Source organism: Streptomyces sp. NPDC043685 (genome assembly GCF_056436585.1).
Genome location: NZ_JBWKCH010000008.1, coordinates 236240 through 253873, shown reverse-complemented (window position 1 = coordinate 253873; position 17634 = coordinate 236240). Strand labels below are relative to the sequence as shown.

The following is a 17634-nucleotide window of genomic DNA, read 5'->3' as shown; positions in this document are numbered from 1 at the left end:
GCAACGTGCGGATCGTCGTCACCAACTGCAACACCACGCAGGAGATGACCGAGGAGATCGTGCGAGGTGCCCGGGCCGCCGCAGGCCCGGGCACCACCGTGACGGGACTGACCCCCGCCTGGGGACCGGCCTCGGCGGAGGGCTGGCTCGACAGCTACCTGTCCGCCGCGGCCGTCCTGGACACGCTGCGGACCTACGACGGGCCGCCGTACGACGCGGTGGTCATGGCGGGGTTCGGGGAGCACGGGCGCGAAGGCGTGCGGGAACTGGTAGACGTGCCCGTCGTCGACATCACCGAGGCCGCGGCCCATCTCGCCTGCCTGCTGGGCCGCCGCTACGGCGTCGTCACCACGCTGGAGCGCTCGCGCGGCCAGATCGAGGACAGCCTGGAGACGGCGGGCGTGGCCCGCAACTGCGCCGCGATCGTCGGCACGGGCCTGAACGTGCTCGACCTCGGCGACGGGGAACGGACCGAGACGGCGTTCCTGGCCGCCGCCGAACGGGCCCGCGCGGCCGGGGCGGAGGTCCTGGTGCTGGGGTGCGCCGGCATGACCGGGCTGCAACGGGTGGTCGGGGAGAAGCTGGGCCTGCCGGTCGTGGACGGGGTCGGCGCGGCGGTCAAGCTGGCGGAGTCGCTGGTCGCGCTGGGCCTGACCACGAGCCGGGCGGGGAGCTACGCCGGGCCGCTGCCGAAACGCAGGGTGTGGGGCGGGCCCCCGGGGCCGTAGCGGGGTCCGGCTTCCCTCAGACGGACGGTTCGTCGGGCACGACGGCCGTCGCCGTGATCTCCACCAACTGTCCCGCGTACCCCAGACAGGCCACACCGATCAGCGTCGAGGAGTGCGGGCCCGCGCTGAGGCCGGACGCCTCGACCACACTCCAGACGGCGGACAGCACCGCCGGGTCGGCGCTCACCACGTACACGTCGGTCGCCACGACGTGCGCCAGATCGCTGCCCACGGCGGCCAGTTGCTCCCGCAGGTTGTCGATGACCTGCTCCGCCTGCCGCACGGGATCCCCGGGCCCGACGAGCGAGCCGTCCGGGCCCAGCGGTACCGACCCGGCGAGGAACGCCAGCCGGGTGCCCGCCTCCACGACGGACACATGGGAGTAGGCGGGCGGCGGGAAGAGGCTCGGGACGGTGACGCGGCGGATCACGTGAGGTCTCCGATCAGCGGGCGGCGACAGGACGACCCACCGATCATGAGGGGTCCCGCACGCACCCGCACCCGTATTTCGTTTCCCGCAGAGAAGGCCGCCCCCTTACGCTTCCCGGGACCCCGCTGCCCAGGAGCCCACCGTGCCCACCGTCTCGGACCACACCTTCCTCGACACCACCGCCGACCGCCTCGCCGCCCTGCCGGCCGTGGAAGCCGTCACCCTGGGCGGCTCACGGGCCCAGGGCACCCAACGGCCCGACAGCGACTGGGACATGGCGGTCTACTACCGCGGCGCCTTCGACCCGGCCGACCTCCGCGCGGTCGGCTGGGAGGGCGAGGTCTGCGAGATCGGCGCGTGGGGCGGCGGCGTCTTCAACGGAGGGGCCTGGCTGACGATCGAGGGCCGCCGCGTGGACGTCCACTATCGCGACCTGGACGTGGTGGAGCACGAGGTGGCCGAGGCGGAGCGGGGCCGCTTCCGCGTCGAGCCGCTGATGTTCCACCTGGCGGGCATCCCGACGTACCTGCTCGTCGCCGAACTGGCGATCAACAAGGTGCTGCGCGGTGAACTGCCGCGTCCGGGCGCCTACCCGGCGGCACTGCGCGTGAGCGCCCCGGCGCACTGGCACGGCATGGCCACCGCCACCCTCGCCTATGCCGCGGCCGGGCACGCCCCCAAGGGGGCCGTCACCCAGGTCGCGGGCGCGATCGCCCTGGCCGCCACCCAGACGGCGCACGCGGTGCTCGCGGCGCGCGGGCAGTGGGTCACCAACGACAAGGGCCTGGTGGCACGGGCGGGGCTGCGGGAGGTGGACACGGTAGTAAGCAACCTCACGGACGACCCGGACGCCCTCGCCCGGGCCGTCACCGGCGCCGGGACGCTCCTGACCCGGGCCGTGGAGGCCGTCACCGCCGGGTGAACTGGACGCGGGTCGGCTGGACGACGTCGGGACGGACCGCGATGCCGTCGACGGTGAGCTGTTCGCCGTAGATGTCGGTGAGCCTGAGGGAGCCGCCGCAGCCGGTGCCGTCGGGGGACAGGAAGTAGTTGTACTCGGTACGCGTCAACGGGCTCCAGCCGCTGCCCTTCCTCACCTCCAGCCGGGCCAGCGGGTTGCGGTGGCCCAGCGCCTGGATGCCGCACCAGTGCCTGCTGGAGCCGGTCTTGTAGCGGATCGAGAGCGTCTCGGACGTGCCGGGGCTCAGCAGGCTCCAGGTGACCGGTATCCGGCCCGCGGACAGGCCCGCGAGCTTGGCGAAGGCCTCCTTGCTCAGGTCCAGCTGGCCGGGGGCGCAGGGCAGCGGGCACTCGTTGGTGACCCGGACGGTCACCGAGGCGCCGTTCGCCGCGCGGACGAGGAGGTACGCCCCGCAGGCCCGGGACGTCTCGTAGTCGGTGTGGTTCATGGCCGCGACCATCAGATCGGGGCTCGGGCCGTACAGGCAGGCGCCGTCACCGTCCTTGGCGTCGTAGTGGGTGGCGACGCCGTCGTAGGTGACACCGGGCTTGATCCGGCCGGCCAAGCCCGCCGTGCCGGACGCCGGACGCGGCGCGGACGGCCGGGTGGCGGTGGGGGAGGGCCGCGCCGAGGCCGCCGTCGCGGGGGCCGTGGAGGGCTTCGGAGTGGGGGAGGCCCCGCGGCGCTTCGCCGCCGGCGCCGGTGTGGATCCGCGGGGCGACGGCGAGGCGACGGCTGCCGGGGCGCCGGCCGACGCCCCGGCAGCCGTCCGCACCGTGTCCGGTGCGCCGCCCGGCCGCAGGGCGACCACGAGGGAGACGAGAAGTGCCACGGCTGCCACGGCGACGGCCCAGACCAGGGCGCCGCGCCGCTTGGGCGAGGGACGGCGGTGCGATGCGGATGCCACGGATGAGTCCTTCGAGTCCTTGCGTGGTTCAGGAGAACGCGCGCTCACTCCTCACCAGTGGCCGCCGGCCGCGCAAAGGTTGCCGCGGCTCGATTTTTGATTGCGTACATAAAGAACGCCGCTTTTGAGCCGCCCGGCACGTTCCGGCCGCCTATCCTCCAGGAACCCGCCCAGCGTGGACAGCCACACCCCGCCCCGGCCACCGTCGCCCGAAGGCCCCTCCCCGCCCTCGTCGAGACGACAGGAGCCCCGTGTCCCGCCGCAACGCCCCGCACCTGCCGCCCTGGCTCGCGCACGCCCTGCGCACGCAGCGCGGGCCCGTGCCCTGGAGCGCCGTGACGCGGGGGGCCCTGTCCGCCGGGCCCCTGCTGCTCGTGGCCGTGCGGACCGGTCTCACCTCCCTCGGCGTCGTCGCCGCCGTCGCCGCCATGCTCGCCGGGATCAACGACCGGCCCGGGAGCCGGCGCGTCTCCGTCAAGCGGATCGGAGTGCCCGCCCTGGGCGGCGCCGTGGGGCTGGTGATCGGGACGTACACCGGGCAGGGGACCGGGGCGGTCGTGCTCACCGTCGTGCTCACGGCCGTCGGGCTCGTCGCCGGGGGGATGAGCGCCGTCGGGCCCGTCGCGTCCGCCGTCGGGACCCAGCTGCTCGTCGGCGCGGCCATCGGCGCCGGAATGCCCCTGCCCGAGCCGGGCTGGGAGCGGGCGCTCGCCTATCTCGCCGGGGCGGGATGGCTGCTCGTGCTGCGGCTCGTGCTGCCCACGCCCGGCTCCCTCGCCGGCGACTTCCGCTTCGACGGGGAGCGGGCTGCCGTCGCCCGCGTGTACGAAGCCGTCGCCGAGCTGCTCGACGCCGCCGGCGGACCGGACGCCATCCGACGCCGGGCCGCGCTGACCGCCGCCCTCGACCACGCCCAGGACGCCCTCGCCGGGCCGCGGCTGCGGCGGTACGCCTCCTCGTCCACCGAGCGGCGGCTGCACGCGCAGTACGCCGCGGCCCTGCCCCTCGCCGAGGCCGCGACCGCCCTCGCCTGGGCCGGGGAGGCCGTCACCGAGCGGGCTTGTGAGGGTCCCCGGCGACTCGCCGCCGCGGTACGCGGCAACACCCCCACCGGGCCGCTGCCCGCGCCGTCCCGATCGGCACCCGCGCTGCGCGCCCTCGACGACGCCCTCCTGCACGCCGCCGAGGTGTTCGACCGGGGCCTGGGCGGCGATCTGCACACCCGGCCCCGCGGCGCCGGGGACCGGCTGCGCGCCGCCCTCGGCAGTGCCGGGCGCGAGTACGGACTGCGCGTCGCCCTCTGCTTCGGGGCCAGCGCGGCGGTGGCCCAGGCCCTGCACCGGAGCCAGTGGTACGGGCAGCACGAGCACTGGTACTGGCTGCCCGCCACCGCCGTGTTCCTCGTCAAGCCCGACCTCGGACCGCTGGCCTCACGGGTGCTGAACCGGGCCGCCGGCACCGTCCTCGGAGCCCTGCTCTTCGCCGGGTTCGCCGCCGTCCTGCCCCGCCCGGACGGGCTCGTCGCGCTCGTCGCCCTCAGCGGGGCGCTCATCCCCGTCGCCACCCGCCACTTCGCCGCCCAGACCGCCGTCGCCACCGTCCTCGTCCTCGCGCTGGTCATGGTCGGCGGCGAAGCCCAGGCCTCCGCCGGCCGGATCGGCGAGACACTGCTGGCCTGCGCGATCGTGCTGATCGTCGGCCACCTGCCGATGCCCGGCCAGCGCGGCGGCGGCGTACGCGCCCGGCTCGCGACGGCCAGCCAGGCCGCTCATGCCTACCTCACGCACGTCCTCGAAGAGGCCGACGCCCCGCGCATCGGGACCTCCGGCACCCCCTCCGACCACCGCGCCACCCGCTGGACCCTGCGCCGCGAGGCCTATCGCACCCTGGCCGAGGCCCGTTCGGCCATCTCCCTCGCCGCGCACGAACTGCCCGCCCTCGCCCGGCACACCGAGGGCGCGGACGAGGTGGCCGACCTCCTGGAACGCCTCGTCGACACCACGACCGCCTGCGCCGTGCACCTCGACGACACGGGCCGCATCGGGCCCGGCCACGAGGAACGCCTCACGGCCGTGCTCGCCGAACTCGCGGGCCGGGGCGAACGGGTGGGACTGCGCCGCCCGCCCCGGACGCCCCTGGCCGGCTAGCGACACCGCCGCCCGAGACCTCCCGCGTGCGCCCCTGGGGGCCCCGTCACCGGCGATTCAGGCGCCGACCCGCACCCACACCGGAGCGTGGTCCGACCCGGGAGCGCCCCGGCGCTGCGCCGGGTCCGGGCCGACCGACGGCAGCGGGGACGGGCCCTCGCCGGGCAGACCCGTGCCCGCCGCCGTCGCCCGGCGCACCAGGCGGTGGCTCAGCAGCACGTGGTCGATCAGCTCCCGGCGCCCGGAGTTCACCCGGGACCAGCGCTGCCCGGGCGGGATGAGCGGGGCCACGTCCCACAACCGCGTCGCATCGCCCCGGTCGCCCCGGTCGTGGCCCGGCGTGCCGATCTCGGAGCCGGGCGGGCCGAGCAGGATCTGCGTGGTCGCCGCCTGCACCTCGTCGTTCAGGTCGCCCAGTATCGCCACGTCCCGGCCCTGCCCGTCACCGTCGAGCAGTTCGTCCGCGACGGCGCGCACGGCGCTCGCCTCGGCCGCCCGCCGGTACAGGGCGTAGGCGGCGTAACGGGCCCGTTCGCCCTCGTCGCGTGGGTGGAACCGGCCGTTCGGATACGACAGCAGCTTCGACTTCAGATGGCACACGGCCACCCGCAACGGCCCGTTCCCGCCGTCGGCCTCGACCGCCAGGACACCCCGCCCCGCCTGCCCCGCCGTCACCCCCGAATCCTCCGCCTGCACGGGACGCAGCTCCGCGGGGAACGCCCGGGTGTCGGCGACCACCGTCACCGCCGTACGGCTCAGGAACCCGACGCGTATGCCCCGGTTGTCGGCATGCTCGGACAGGGTGACGTGCCAGTCGTCGTCGAGCAGGCCGGCCAGGTCCTTCAGGGCCTCGGGGTCCCCGACCTCCTGCACCCCGAGAAGGGCCGGATCGAGTTCGGTGACGACGGCGGCGAGCGCGGCGAGTTCGCCTCGTAGCCGGCCTCGTCCCTCGGGCCGTACGGGCCGCCGGGCCGGTAGAGGTTCTCCAGGTTCCAGGTGCCGAGGAGCATGCCGGGCTCCTTTCAGAAGCCGACAGACGGGGTGATGAGGCCAGGGTGCGCGCCCGGGCCGCCCCGCGACAGAGCCGTGACGGGATGCGCGGTTCGGCCCGTGCCGCCTACGACACCGTCGTACGTCGGCGTGGTGACGTCTTCCGCCGCGGACAGTCCCGCCGACCTCATCATCAGCGCATGTACCGTCCTCACGCACGACGATCAAGCGCGGATCGGCTTCACGCGGGCCGCCGCGATCGTCGTACGGGACGGTGCCGTCGAGGCGGTCACGACCACCGGCGAGGCCGCGGAGCTGCCCGCCGCCGAGCGGAACGACGCCTGCGGGCAGGTCGCCCTGTCCGGCCTGATCGACTGTCACACGCACGCGCCGATGGTCGCGCTGCGCGGCCCGGCCGAGGACCTCCCCACCGAGGAGTGGTTCAACGACGTGGTCTGGCCGGTCGAGTCCAACCTCACCGCCGGGGAAGTGGAGTTGGGGGCGCGGCCGGCCTGCGCCGAGATGATCCGCACGGGCGTCACCTGTTTCGCCGACCACTACTTCGCCATGCCGACATCGTCCTGGTCGACCTCACCGGCCCGTACACCCAGCCGGTGCACGACCTCGCCGCCACGCTCGTGCACAGCGCCCGCTCCGCCGACGTCCGCACCACGCGACAGGGAACTGTTGACGATCGACGTCCCGGCGGTGGTCCGGGAACCGGAGGAGCGACTGCCCGCCCTCGTCGACCGCCGCCACGGCCGGCGCGTCCGGCACTACGACACCTGAGAGCCCGCGCGCACGCGCCGGAAATTCTCCCGCGCGGCGATGAGTTCCGCCCCACCCGCCGGTCACCACTGGCGACGGACCGTTGTCACAGGAGGGCCCATGTCGCTTCCGGAGATCGTCTCGCGCGGCCAGTGGCGCGCGGCGCGTGGTGAACTGCTGCTCAAGGAGAAGGCCGCCACCCGCGCCCGGGACGCGCTCAACGCCGAGCGGCGCAATCTGCCCATGGTGGAGGTCGACAAGGAGTACGTGTTCGAGGGCGGTGGGGGCACGTCCCCGCTCGGGGGAGACAAGGCCACGCTGCTCGACCTGTTCGAGGGCCGGCGCCAGCTCGTCGTCTACCACTTCATGTTCGCGCCCGAGTGGGACGCGGGCTGCCGCAGCTGCTCCGGATTCCTGGACCAAATAGGGCATCTCGCCCACCTCGCGGCGCGGGACACGTCGTTCGCGGCCGTGTCCCGGGCCCCCTACCGGAGGCTGCTGCCCTTCAAGGCCCGGATGGGCTGGACACTGCCCTGGTACTCGTCGTACGGCAGCGACTTCAACCGCGACTTCGAGGTGACCCTGGAGTGCGAGGGCGAGCTTGTGGAGCGGCCCGGCCTCAGCTGCTTCCTGCGGGACCGCGACCGGGTCTTCCACACCTACTCGACCTATGAGCGTGGCCTCGACGGTTTGGGCTCCACCACCAGTCTTCTCGACCTCACCGCACTGGGCCGGCAGGAGGAGTGGGAGGAACCCAAGGGGCGTGCATCGGCCTTTGGTGCGCCTGCGGGAAGTGAGCGCGTCCGGTATCACGACGAGTACGACGACTGATACGGAAAGTGAACACATCCGCCAAGAGGCTGAGAGGTTGGTCACACTTAGCGGTGAACGCGTGTCAACTACGTCTCAGAACCGTCACTTCGCGAGCCGTTCACCCCATGGTTGGCGTTTAACTCTACGAGTACAGCGCTACATGGAGGTGCAGGGTGAACGGGCGAACAGTGCTCGAGCGCTTTCCCGCCGGTGGGCCGCGCGGCTCCTGGCCTGCGGAGGAGTTCGCGCAGGCGCGGCGACGGGAAGGTCTGCCCGCAGAGGTCGTCATGGACCTCGCCTCGGACATGTTCCTGGTGATCGTGCGCAGCGGGGACGTGGCCGACGCCACGGCCTGAGGCATGCTCCCGGCCCACCTCCGGAACGGCCCCGGTGGGCGGGCGCACGGGGTGGAACGCTCCGCCTGGGCGCGTACGGCTCGGCGTAGAGCTCCCCCGGCGGCCGGCGGCTCCTCGGTGAGGCGTGGCTACGCGCTGACCGGGCGGGACCAGGACGGTGCCGTTCCCGTGGCGCGGCACAGGGCCAGGTAGAGGGGGATCGGCGGCGTGTAGGGAAGCGTGCCGTCGGGGCGGTGGATCAGGTCGGGGACCTCGAGCAGGTCCGGGACGACCGCGCCGGTGACGTAGCGCGCCGGGGCGGGCCACTCCAAGGCGTGGTCGGAGTCCGACGGAACCAGCCACCACCAGTGCGTCGCATCGGCGTAGACGCAGCCCACACGGGGCAGCCGGGGCATCACCAGCGGGCCGACGCGGGCGGGGACCGCGACCGCGTCGCAGCCGAGCGGGGCGGTCATGCCGTCGGGCACGGGCAGGCGCAGGGCCTGGCCGGGCGCCCGCAGTCCGCGCCCGACACGGACCAGTGTGTCCAGGGTCAGCACGCGGCCTGAGTGCACAGGGCTCATGCGCGCCCCCGGTCGTGGCGGCGCTCCTGCGGGGGAACCTCCGGGGCCCCCGTGCGGTGGCGTGCCCGGGAGGTGTCGTCCCCGTCGTCGTCCGGGTCGTCGGAAGGGCCACGCTTCGGGCGGGCGCCCCAGCCCAGGTCGGATCGGGGCCCGGCGGGCTCACCCGGGGCGTCGGCCGTGCGGAGCGGCTCGTCGGGCGGCTCGGCCGCCGTGCGGGGCAGCTCGGCCCAGACCAGCAGTCCGGGGCCGTCCTCATGGGCGCCCCAGGCGTGACAGAGGGCGTCGACGAGGAGCAGTCCCCTCCCGTGCTCCTCCTCGGGGCGCGTCCGGCTGGCCGCGTGGGGCTGGCCCGGGGCGCAGCCCTCGTCGCGCACGGCTATCCGCACCAGGTCGTCGCCGTCGTGCAGCTCGCACACTATGTGGGTGCTCGCCGTGTGCACGATGGCGTTGGTGACCAGCTCGGAGACCACCAGGGCCGCGCTGTCGCACGTGTCCTCGCACACCGACCAGCCGGTCAGCCGGGCCTGTGTCAGGCGTCTGGCCCGGGCGGGAGAGCCGGGATGTGCGGCCAGCTCGAAACGGAACCGGCGCTCGGCGGCGACCCCGAGGGGAGCCGCTCCGGCGGCGGCGCCAAGGCCGGAAGGGCCTGCGGCGGCATCTGTTCCTAAGGGCGCGGACGGAATCACGCTTGCCACTATCGCCCCGCCGTGAACACTTGGCAAGTGTCACTCTGAAAATTGCAGAGTGCTGTGTGACGGTCTGGAAGGCCGTGGCACACTGCTCGCAACAGCACCCCGCGCGGCGCCAGTTGAGATCCTCGAAGGTTCGTTCGAAACGCGTGTTCGGATTCATTTCTTCGAAAAGGTCTTCGAATGGCGCCGCCGGGCTGTCAGCGTCTTTTCGGCCGGCACGTCAGAACTCTTCATGGAGGTGGAGCGTGAGTGAACCGCGGTCCGCACCGACGGTCGGCCAGGTCGTACTCGGCCGACGATTGTTGGACCTGAGGGAACGCGCCGGGATGAAGCGCGAGGAGGCCGCGCGCATCCTCCGTGTCGCCCCCGCCACGGTCCGCCGGATGGAAATGGCCGAGGTCGCGCTCAAAATCCCGTACCTGCAACTGCTCCTCAAGGCGTACGGAATCTCCGACGAGGAGGCCGAAGCCTTCGTCCGGCTGGCCGAGGAGGCCAACCGGCCCGGCTGGTGGCAGCGCTTCCACGACATCCTGCCCGGCTGGTTCTCGATGTACGTGAGCCTGGAGGGCGCGGCCGGCGTCATCCGCAGTTACGAGCCGCACTTCGTCCCCGGGCTGCTCCAGACCGAGGACTACGCGCGCGGGGTGCTCCGGTCGGGCGCCATCGGCCAGACCCGGCCCGAGGACATCGAGCGTCACGTCGCGCTGCGGATGCGCCGCCAGGACCTGCTCACGCGTGAGGACGCGCCCCGGCTGTGGGTCGTGATGGACGAGACCGCGCTGCGGCGCCCGGTCGGCGGCCCGGAGGTGATGCGGGCCCAGATCGACAAACTGCTCGACGCCACCGGGATGCCCAACGTGACGCTGCAGATCGCTCCGTTCGCCAACGGGCCGCACCCGGGCACGTACGGGCCGTTCGTGCTGTTCCGATTCGCCATGCCCGAACTGCCGGACATGGTCTACAGCGAGTACCTGACCGGCGCGGTCTATCTCGACGCGCGTACCGAGGTGGCCACCCACCTGGAGGTCATGGACCGCATGGCGGCGCAGGCCGCTACGGCACATCGCACGAAGGAGATCCTCCGGGATCTCCGCAAGGAGCTGTGAATGGATCGCATCAAGCCGCGCAAACACGTCTACAACGGCATGCCCGCGCGTGACTTGGGCAGCGAAGGCTGGCACAAGCCGTGGAGCGGCGGAAACGGAGGCAACTGCCTGGAGGCGATGAAACTCGCCGACGGCCGGATCGCGCTGCGCCAGTCCACCGACCCGGACGGCCCCGCGCTGATCTACACCACGGCCGAGATGACGGCCTTCATCGAGGGGGCGAAGGCGGGGGAGGCGGACTTCCTGCTGTCCTGACCTGATCGCCGTTGCCGTCGCCCGACTTCCTCACGTTGCTCGCGTTCCCTCGTCTTCCTCGCGTTGTCGCTGAATCGCCGGTGCTGAAATGACCACCCTCTGCGCCTTACGGAGTGCCACATGACCGGGCAGGACCCCACCTCGGCCGTCCAGATCGACACCACCCGACCCCATCCCGCGCGGATGTACGACTGGTATCTCGGCGGCAAGGACAACTATCCGGTCGACGAGGAGATGGGCCGGCAGATGCTCGCCCTGGACCCCAGGGTGCCGGTGATGGCGCGGGTCAACCGTGCCTTCATGCACCGGACCACGCGCTGGCTGGCCGGCAACGGCGTACGGCAGTTCCTTGACATCGGCACCGGCATCCCGACCGAGCCCAACCTCCACCAGATCGCCCAGGAGACCGCCCCCGACGCCCGGGTCGTCTACTGCGACAACGACCCCATCGTGCTCGCCCACGCGGCGGCTCTGCTGCGCGGCACGGACGAGGGCGTGACCGAGTACCTCCAGGCCGACGTGCGTGACCCGGATGCCATCTGGGAGGGCGCGAAAAAGGTCCTGGACCTCACCCGGCCCGTCGCGCTGTCGCTCGTCGCCCTCCTGCACTTCGTCTCCGACGAGGACGGCGCCCACGACCTGGTCCGCCGACTGGTCGCCGAACTGCCCTCCGGCAGCTACCTGGTGATGACCCACGCGACCGCCGACTTCACCCCCGAGGAGTCCAAGGCGGCCACGGAGAAGCTGCGTGCCGCCGGAGTCACCCTGGCCCTGCGCTCCCGCGAGGAGTTCACCCGCTTCTTCGACGGCCTCGACCTCGTCGAACCCGGCGTCGAGGTGCCGCACCGCTGGCACCCGGAGCTGGGTGAGCCGGTACCCGGGCAGGACGACGGGGTGATCCCGGGCTACGGGGCGGTCGGACGCAAGGCGTAGCCGTTCCGGGGCTTCCGGGTTCCGCTTCGGGGCCGTCGGATGGGGAGGCCCAGCCCTACAGGGGGTTTCTGGGTTCCGCTTCGGGGCGGTCGGGCGGCAAGGCCGAGCCCTACGGGGGCTCCGGGTTCCGCTTGGGTCGGTCGGACGTGAGGCGCAGCCCTTCGGGAGGGCTCCGGGTTCCGCTTCGGGTCGGTCACGGTGGCGGCAGCGCACCGCACAGCGCCTCCAGGGCCGGCCCGTAGGCGTGCTCGGAGGGCGTCGCGTAGCCCACGACGAGACCGTCGTCCGCGGGCATGTCCGTCTCCGGGTGCCGGAACGCGGCGAGGCCGTCGAGGGCGATGCCCTGCCAGGCCGCGGCCTTGACCGCGGACGCCTCCGTGCCGGGCGGCAGCCGCAGCACCGCGTGCAGCCCGGCCGCGACGCCGGTGGCCTCGACGTGCGGCGCGTGCTCGGCGAGCATGGCGACCAGCCGGTCCCGGCGGCCGCGGTAGCGCTGCCGCATCCTCCGTACCTGCCGGTCGTACGACCCGGAGGCGATGAAGTCCGCCAGGCTCAGCTGGTCCAGGACGCTCGCCCACGCCTCGCGTTCGCCCTTGGTGGCCAGGACGGCCCCCGTATAGCGCTCCGGGAGCACCATCCAGCCCAGCCGCACCGCGGGCGACAGACTCTTGCTGACCGAGCCGATGTGGATCACCCGCTCGGGGTCGAGCCCCTGGAGGGCACCGACCGGCTTGCGGTCGTAGCGGAACTCCCCGTCGTAGTCGTCCTCCAGGACCAGCCCGTCACGCGCGCGTGCCCAGTCGATCACGGCGGCCCGGCGCTCGGGATGCAGCGGGCCGCCGGTCGGGAACTGGTGCGCAGGCGTGAGCAGCACCGCCCGCTCGCGCCCCAGCCGGTCCACCCGCGCCCCGTGCTCGTCGAGGGGGAGCGGCACCGTGCGCACCCCGGCCGCGGCCAGGATCTCCCGGTGGAACCCGAGCCCGTACGCCTCCACCGCGAGCGGCCCGCGCAGGACGCCACCCGCGAACAGCAGCCGCAGCGCGTGCGCGAAACCGGAGCAGATCACGATCCGGCCCGGCTCGGTCCGCACGCCCCGCGCGCGAGCCAGGTACTCCGTGAGTGCCTCCCGCAGCTCCAGCCGCCCGGCGGGGTCGCCCGGACCGAACACCTCGTTGGGGGCCTGCTGGAGAGCCCTCCGGTAGGAGGCCAGCCACGCGGTGCGCGGGAACGCCGAGACGTCCGGCGTGCCTTGTCTCAGATCGTGCCGGGGGCCACGCGCGCGGAGCGGCGCCTTCTTGGGCACGCGAGCGGCGGGCCGCAGCGGCTCGGCGCGCTCGGCGACCCGGGTGCCCGAGCCCTGCCGCGCGGTGAGCCAGCCCTCCGCGACGAGCTCCGCGTACGCGTCCGCCACCGTGTTGCGGGCGACGCCGAGGTCCGCGGCGAGCGAGCGGTACGGCGGCAGCCGCGTGCCCGGAGCGAGCCGTCCGCTGCGCACGGCCTCCCGCAGGGCCCGGATCAGCGCCGCCCGCCTGCCGCCCGGCCCGGTCAGCTCCAGATGCAGATCGGACCCGATGCCCTCCGCGGAATTGACCCTCGATGTCGCCATGGAAATGCACCCTACAGCGGGTCTTTCCGCCTCGTAGATTCGAGGGCATGACGACGCACACGAGCACGTACGACACCCAGGCGGCCCCGGTCCGGCTGGAGTTCGCCAAGTCCGCGCCCAAGGCCTTCCGCAGCCTGATCGCCTTCGACGCCGCCGCCCGCGAGGGCCTCGACCCGGCGCTCGTCGAGCTGATCCAGATCCGCTCCTCGCACCTCAACCACTGCGCGTACTGCCTGCACATGCACACCAACGACGCCCGCAAGGCCGGCGAGAGCGAGGACCGGCTGCACATGGTCGCCGTGTGGCGCGAGGCCCGCCACTTCTTCTCCGAGCGGGAACAGGCGGCCCTCGCCCTCACGGACGCACTGACCCTCGTCGCCGACGCCGGGGTCCCGGACGACGTCTGGGCGCGGGCCGCCGCACAGTTCGAAGACGGCGAACTGGCCCAGGTGATCGCCCTGATCTGCACGATCAACACGTGGAACCGGGTGGCGCTGGCGACGCGGAAGGTGGCGGGAACGGACGAGCGGTGACGCCCTGGGATGCCGTGGGGACTGGACGAGCGGGGACGTCCCCGGGCCGGGACGAGCGGTGGCGTCCTCGGCCGACAGGGCGGCCGGGGCGGGGCGCTACACCGCCATCGGCCGGTCGTACGGTCCGATCGGCGCCGGCAGTCTCGAACTGCCCGTCAGATGACGGTCGACGGCCGCCGCCACCGCACGCCCCTCGGCGATCGCCCAGACGATGAGCGACTGCCCCCGGGCCGCGTCCCCCGCGGCGAACACCCCGGGCACGTTCGTGGCGAAACCGGCGTCCCGCGCGATCGTCCCGCGGGGATCCAGCTCCAGCCCCAGCTGGTCGACGAGGCCGTCCTCCCGGTCGGGCCCCGAGAAGCCCAGGGCGAGCAGCACGAGGTCGGCGGGAAGCCGCCGCCCGGTGCCTTCCACCGGGCGGCGGCGCGCGTCCACCTCGACCAGGTGCAGTGAGCGCACATGTCCCCGCGCGTCACCGTCGAAGCGCAGCGTGGACGCCGCGAACAGCCGCGCGTCCGCGTCCGCGACCGGGGCGGTGCGCAGGTCACGGGCCTCTTCATGGGCGGCGGACAGCCGGTAGATCCGCATCGGGTACGTCGGCCACGGCTCGGTGTCCTCGTCGCGCTCCGCGTCCGGCAGCGCGTAGATGTCCAGCTGGGTCACGGACGCGGCGCCCTCCCGGACGGCCGTGCCCAGGCAGTCCGCCCCGGTGTCACCGCCCCCGACGATGACGACGTGCTTCCCGGCGGCCGACATGGGGGACGTCTCCAGATCTCCCTCGCACACCCGGTTCGCCAGCGGCAGGTACTCCATCGCCTGGTGAATGCCCGTCAGTTCACGCCCGGGCACTTGGAGTTCACGCCAGGCGGTCGCACCGGTCGCCAGCACCACCGCGTCGTAGCGGGTCCGCAGCTCGTCGGCCCCGATGTCCCGCCCGACCGCCGTCGACGTCCGGAACTTCGTCCCCTCGGCCCTCATCTGCTCCAGCCGCCGCTCCAGATGGTGCTTCTCCATCTTGAACGCCGGGATGCCGTACCGCATCAGCCCGCCGAGCCGGTCGTCCCGCTCGTACACGGCGACGGTGTGCCCGGCCCGGGTCAGCTGCTGGGCCGCGGCCAGCCCCGTCGGTCCCGAACCGATCACCGCGACCGTCCGGCCGGACAACCGCTCCGGCGGCCTCGGCGGCGCGAAGCCGTCCTCCCAGACCCGGTCGGCGATCGCGCACTCGACGTTCTTGATGGTGACGGCCGGCTGGTTGATCGCCAGCACACAGCCCGCCTCACACGGTGCCGGACACAACCGGCCGGTGAACTCCGGGAAGTTGTTGGTCGCGTGCAGCCGGTCGGCGGCCGCCCGCCAGTCGTCCCTGGACACCAGGTCGTTCCACTCGGGGATCAGATTGCCCAGCGGGCAGGCGTCGTGACAGAAGGGGATGCCGCAGTCCATGCACCGGTCGGCCTGCTCGCCGATGATCGGCAGCAGTGCCCCGGGGACGTACACCTCGTCCCAGTCGCGCGCCCGCTCCTCGACCGGCCTGCGCGGCCACTCCTGGCGGGGCGTGGTCATGAAACCCTTGGGATCGCCCATGGCCGTCTTCCTTGCGTGCGCGTGTGACGGGCCGTGCTTCGTGCTCTTTCGCCACGATACGTCCGCCTCCGGGGCGGTGCCTGTCGCCGCATGCGGCGGTGGCGGACGAGCGCGGGCGGGGGTCAGGTGAGGGCCAGCACATACGCGAGCGCCGCTCCCGCCGAGGCGGCCGTGCGCACGTGGTTCCACAGCGTCCACTCCCGCACATACGACGGCCAGTACGCCGCCGCCTCCCGTGAGCCCGGCTCCAGCTCCGCCAGCGCGTCGTTGCGCGGCACGTTCGCGACCATGGTCAGCCCGAACGATCCGAACAGGTACAGCGCGCTGCCCACCAGCAGTTCCACCGCCCCCTCCCGCGGCCACAGCACGAACGTCACCACGGCGATCACCGCACACAGCACGGCCGTGCCCAGGAACACGACCATGAAGGGCGGCGTCACCGCCGCGACGTTGATCGCCTTCATCGCTGCCACCCCCTGCGCGGGCGGCAGCATGCCCAGACCCCGCATCACGAAGGTCGAGAACCCGCAGAACACCCCGGCCACCAGACCGGTCCCGAGCACCCCCAGCACCGTCAGCGCGAAGTACGGTCCGCCGATCATGTCCTTCTCCCGCCCGTCGAGCCGGCATCCCGCCCGGCACCCTTCCTCGATCCCAGTGAATTCCCCCACGGGCACCCTGACCATGGCCGAACGGCGCGGCGCCATAAGCGAACGTCCACGGCCCGTCGAAGGGCCTGATGCCGAGGGACGGCACGAGGCCGGGCGTCACAGGGCCTCCCGTGTCACCCGGCGGAACCGACCCCCGCCTCGGTCCACCCCCTCAGCACCGTCGCCACCACCGGCGTGATCCGCCGCCGTGCCTCGTGCCGCGGCACGCCGCTCATCAGCAGCCGGTCGTACGGCGTGTCCAGATGCCGCACGGACGCGACGACCGCCGAGGTCACCGCCCCCTCGGTCAGCGCACGCCCCGCCGCGCTGCGGCCCACCCGCCCGCTGCCCCGCTCCGAGGCGTGCAGGGCGATGGCCCGTGCCCGACCGGGTGGGCACCCGGGAAACAGCCGCAGGATCTCCGCCGCGAACGCCTGGGCGAACAGGGCGTCCTGAGCCGCCCGCCGCCGCGCGTCCCGCACCCGGCGCCGCCGTCTCGCCTCGCCATCCGCGAGACACCGCTGCTCCGCCCTCGCCAGCGCCGCCTCCTCGACCATCACCCCCTGCCGCTCGTACCGGCCCTTGCGCCGGTTGAACCGCACGACCACCGCCGACAGCGTGCTCTCCTCCCGCGCTCTGCGGGTCAGCGCGGTGTCACCGCTCGGCAGGAACACCAGATGAGCGAGGTCGGCACAGTCGAGACAGCGCGGAGCGCCGTCCTCGAGGACGAGCGCAGGCAGCGGCCCCCGCCGGCACTCGGCGCAATGACGCCGCTTGAGGGGCTGGAAGACGAGGAGTCCGGTCAAGGGCGGGAGCATCGTGCGGGGGACCATGAGAGGTTCATTCCCCCTGACGGCGGAGCGAACTACGCATGCCCCTACAGACCCAGGCGATCCGGTCACCGCCCCTGCGCGGCAGCGGTGGACGTGACGTCTCCCCTCCCGGTCTGACGCATCATGGGCCGTGTGCGACTGGAAGCGATCACCTGGGAACGGCTCGGCGACCTGCTCGCCGAGCGGCTGCTCGGCCTGAAGCCCGCCGACGGCTCTCCCTGGCTGCGTGTCGCCCTCGACGGCGCCCCGGCGGCCCGCCCGGGCGACCTCGCCGGCCGGATCTCCGAGGCGCTGCGCATCCGCGGGCGCTCGTCGCTCGTCGTGGGGACGGAGGGCTTTCTGCGCCCGGCCTCCGTACGGCTGGAGTACGGCCACCAGGACGTCGAGGCCTACTACAGCGGCTGGTACGACACGGGCGCCCTGTGGCGTGAGGTGTTCGGCCCGCTCGAAGCCGGCGGTGACGGCCGTGTCCTGCCCGACCTGTGGGACCCGGACGCCGACCGCGCGACCCGCAGTCCCTACGTCCGACTCCCGCCCGGCGGCGTGCTGTTGCTGCACGGACCCTTCCTCCTTCGGCACTGGTTCCCCTTCGATCTGAGCGTCCACGTCCTCCTCTCCCCGGGCGCCCTGCGCCGCCGCACACCCGAGGCCGGGCACTGGACCCTTCCGGCGTTCGAGCGCTACGAGCAGGAGACGGATCCGGTGGGCACGGCCGACGTCCTCGTGCGCGCCGACGACCCTCGCCACCCCGCTTGGAGCGGCTGAGCGACTGAGGC

19 protein-coding genes and 2 pseudogenes are annotated in these 17634 nt (G+C 73.3%); 12 read left to right on the top strand and 9 right to left on the bottom strand.

What is annotated here, in order from left to right; translation table 11 throughout:
- Window positions 1-5: 5 nt before the first annotated feature.
- Complete coding sequence (locus AC0665_RS26600; protein WP_468411121.1) at window positions 6-728, top strand: aspartate/glutamate racemase family protein; 723 nt, start codon at window positions 6-8, stop codon at window positions 726-728.
- Between the two features lie 16 nt (window positions 729-744).
- Here AC0665_RS26600 and AC0665_RS26595 read toward each other — a convergent pair whose 3' ends face one another.
- The gene (locus AC0665_RS26595; RefSeq protein WP_478509953.1) at window positions 745-1158 is read right to left on the bottom strand and encodes a RidA family protein; all 414 of its coding nucleotides are present in this window, start codon (window positions 1156-1158) and stop codon (window positions 745-747) included.
- Between the two features lie 142 nt (window positions 1159-1300).
- On the opposite strand from AC0665_RS26595, the gene AC0665_RS26590 reads away from it, so the two are divergent.
- Window positions 1301-2080: a nucleotidyltransferase domain-containing protein gene (locus tag AC0665_RS26590; protein ID WP_478607201.1), complete on the top strand. Its 780-nt coding sequence runs from the start codon at window positions 1301-1303 to the stop codon at window positions 2078-2080.
- Here AC0665_RS26590 and AC0665_RS26585 read toward each other — a convergent pair.
- A complete protein-coding gene (locus AC0665_RS26585; protein ID WP_478607198.1) occupies window positions 2067-3026 on the bottom strand; it encodes an expansin EXLX1 family cellulose-binding protein in 960 nt (319 codons plus the stop codon). The genes AC0665_RS26590 and AC0665_RS26585 overlap by 14 nt on opposite strands.
- Before the next feature lie 251 nt (window positions 3027-3277).
- On the opposite strand from AC0665_RS26585, the gene AC0665_RS26580 reads away from it, so the two are divergent.
- On the top strand, window positions 3278-5173 hold the full coding sequence (locus AC0665_RS26580) for an FUSC family protein (RefSeq protein ID WP_478705916.1): 1896 nt from the start codon (window positions 3278-3280) through the stop codon (window positions 5171-5173).
- A 57-nt stretch (window positions 5174-5230) separates the two neighbouring features.
- Here the strand turns inward: AC0665_RS26580 and AC0665_RS26575 are convergent.
- Window positions 5231-6183 (bottom strand): annotated as a pseudogene (locus AC0665_RS26575) (endonuclease/exonuclease/phosphatase family protein).
- A gap of 133 nt (window positions 6184-6316) precedes the next feature.
- On the opposite strand from AC0665_RS26575, the pseudogene AC0665_RS26570 reads away from it, so the two are divergent.
- From AC0665_RS26570 to AC0665_RS26560, 3 genes and pseudogenes are all read left to right on the top strand, one after another.
- Window positions 6317-6733: pseudogene (locus AC0665_RS26570) on the top strand (amidohydrolase family protein); the annotation flags it as partial.
- Between the two features lie 318 nt (window positions 6734-7051).
- Window positions 7052-7762 (top strand): DUF899 domain-containing protein, encoded by a 711-nt coding sequence (locus AC0665_RS26565; RefSeq protein ID WP_478705915.1) that lies wholly within the window; start codon window positions 7052-7054, stop codon window positions 7760-7762.
- 155 nt (window positions 7763-7917) lie between these two features.
- Entirely contained in the window at window positions 7918-8100 is a 183-nt protein-coding gene (locus AC0665_RS26560) for a hypothetical protein (protein WP_363120182.1), read from the top strand.
- 128 nt (window positions 8101-8228) lie between these two features.
- Here the strand turns inward: AC0665_RS26560 and AC0665_RS26555 are convergent, their stop codons facing one another.
- Together AC0665_RS26555 and AC0665_RS26550 are read right to left on the bottom strand one after the other, a co-directional pair.
- The gene (locus AC0665_RS26555; RefSeq protein WP_468411107.1) at window positions 8229-8663 is read right to left on the bottom strand and encodes a hypothetical protein; all 435 of its coding nucleotides are present in this window, start codon (window positions 8661-8663) and stop codon (window positions 8229-8231) included.
- Window positions 8660-9358 (bottom strand): ATP-binding protein, encoded by a 699-nt coding sequence (locus AC0665_RS26550; protein ID WP_478705914.1) that lies wholly within the window; start codon window positions 9356-9358, stop codon window positions 8660-8662. The genes AC0665_RS26555 and AC0665_RS26550 overlap by 4 nt, the downstream gene beginning before the upstream one ends.
- Window positions 9359-9407: 49 nt before the next feature.
- Between AC0665_RS26550 and AC0665_RS26545 the strand changes: the two genes are divergently transcribed.
- From AC0665_RS26545 to AC0665_RS26530, 4 genes are all read left to right on the top strand, one after another.
- Window positions 9408-9608: a hypothetical protein gene (locus AC0665_RS26545; RefSeq protein ID WP_468411103.1), complete on the top strand. Its 201-nt coding sequence runs from the start codon at window positions 9408-9410 to the stop codon at window positions 9606-9608.
- Entirely contained in the window at window positions 9601-10461 is an 861-nt protein-coding gene (locus AC0665_RS26540) for a helix-turn-helix domain-containing protein (protein ID WP_468411101.1), read from the top strand. Before AC0665_RS26545 ends, AC0665_RS26540 begins: the two co-directional genes overlap by 8 nt.
- A complete protein-coding gene (locus AC0665_RS26535; protein WP_248501366.1) occupies window positions 10462-10716 on the top strand; it encodes a DUF397 domain-containing protein in 255 nt (84 codons plus the stop codon). It abuts the gene before it with no gap.
- 120 nt (window positions 10717-10836) lie between these two features.
- Window positions 10837-11649, top strand: coding sequence for an SAM-dependent methyltransferase (locus tag AC0665_RS26530; RefSeq protein WP_468411098.1), 813 nt, complete (start codon window positions 10837-10839; stop codon window positions 11647-11649).
- 193 nt (window positions 11650-11842) lie between these two features.
- Here AC0665_RS26530 and pdxR read toward each other — a convergent pair whose 3' ends face one another.
- Entirely contained in the window at window positions 11843-13255 is a 1413-nt protein-coding gene (pdxR, locus tag AC0665_RS26525; protein WP_478607181.1) for a MocR-like pyridoxine biosynthesis transcription factor PdxR, read from the bottom strand.
- A gap of 47 nt (window positions 13256-13302) precedes the next feature.
- On the opposite strand from pdxR, the gene AC0665_RS26520 reads away from it, so the two are divergent.
- Window positions 13303-13788, top strand: coding sequence for a carboxymuconolactone decarboxylase family protein (locus AC0665_RS26520; protein WP_366051165.1), 486 nt, complete (start codon window positions 13303-13305; stop codon window positions 13786-13788).
- Window positions 13789-13884: 96 nt separating this feature from the next.
- Here AC0665_RS26520 and AC0665_RS26515 read toward each other — a convergent pair whose 3' ends face one another.
- From AC0665_RS26515 to AC0665_RS26505, 3 genes are all read right to left on the bottom strand, one after another.
- Window positions 13885-15375, bottom strand: coding sequence for a glutamate synthase subunit beta (locus AC0665_RS26515; RefSeq protein ID WP_478607178.1), 1491 nt, complete (start codon window positions 15373-15375; stop codon window positions 13885-13887).
- Between the two features lie 122 nt (window positions 15376-15497).
- Complete coding sequence (locus tag AC0665_RS26510) at window positions 15498-15977, bottom strand: anthrone oxygenase family protein (protein WP_478705913.1); 480 nt, start codon at window positions 15975-15977, stop codon at window positions 15498-15500.
- A gap of 182 nt (window positions 15978-16159) precedes the next feature.
- Window positions 16160-16858 (bottom strand): DUF2293 domain-containing protein, encoded by a 699-nt coding sequence (locus tag AC0665_RS26505; protein ID WP_468411090.1) that lies wholly within the window; start codon window positions 16856-16858, stop codon window positions 16160-16162.
- 123 nt (window positions 16859-16981) lie between these two features.
- On the opposite strand from AC0665_RS26505, the gene AC0665_RS26500 reads away from it, so the two are divergent.
- On the top strand, window positions 16982-17623 hold the full coding sequence (locus AC0665_RS26500) for a nucleoside/nucleotide kinase family protein (protein ID WP_478607175.1): 642 nt from the start codon (window positions 16982-16984) through the stop codon (window positions 17621-17623).
- The last annotated feature ends 11 nt before the right edge of the window (window positions 17624-17634 follow it).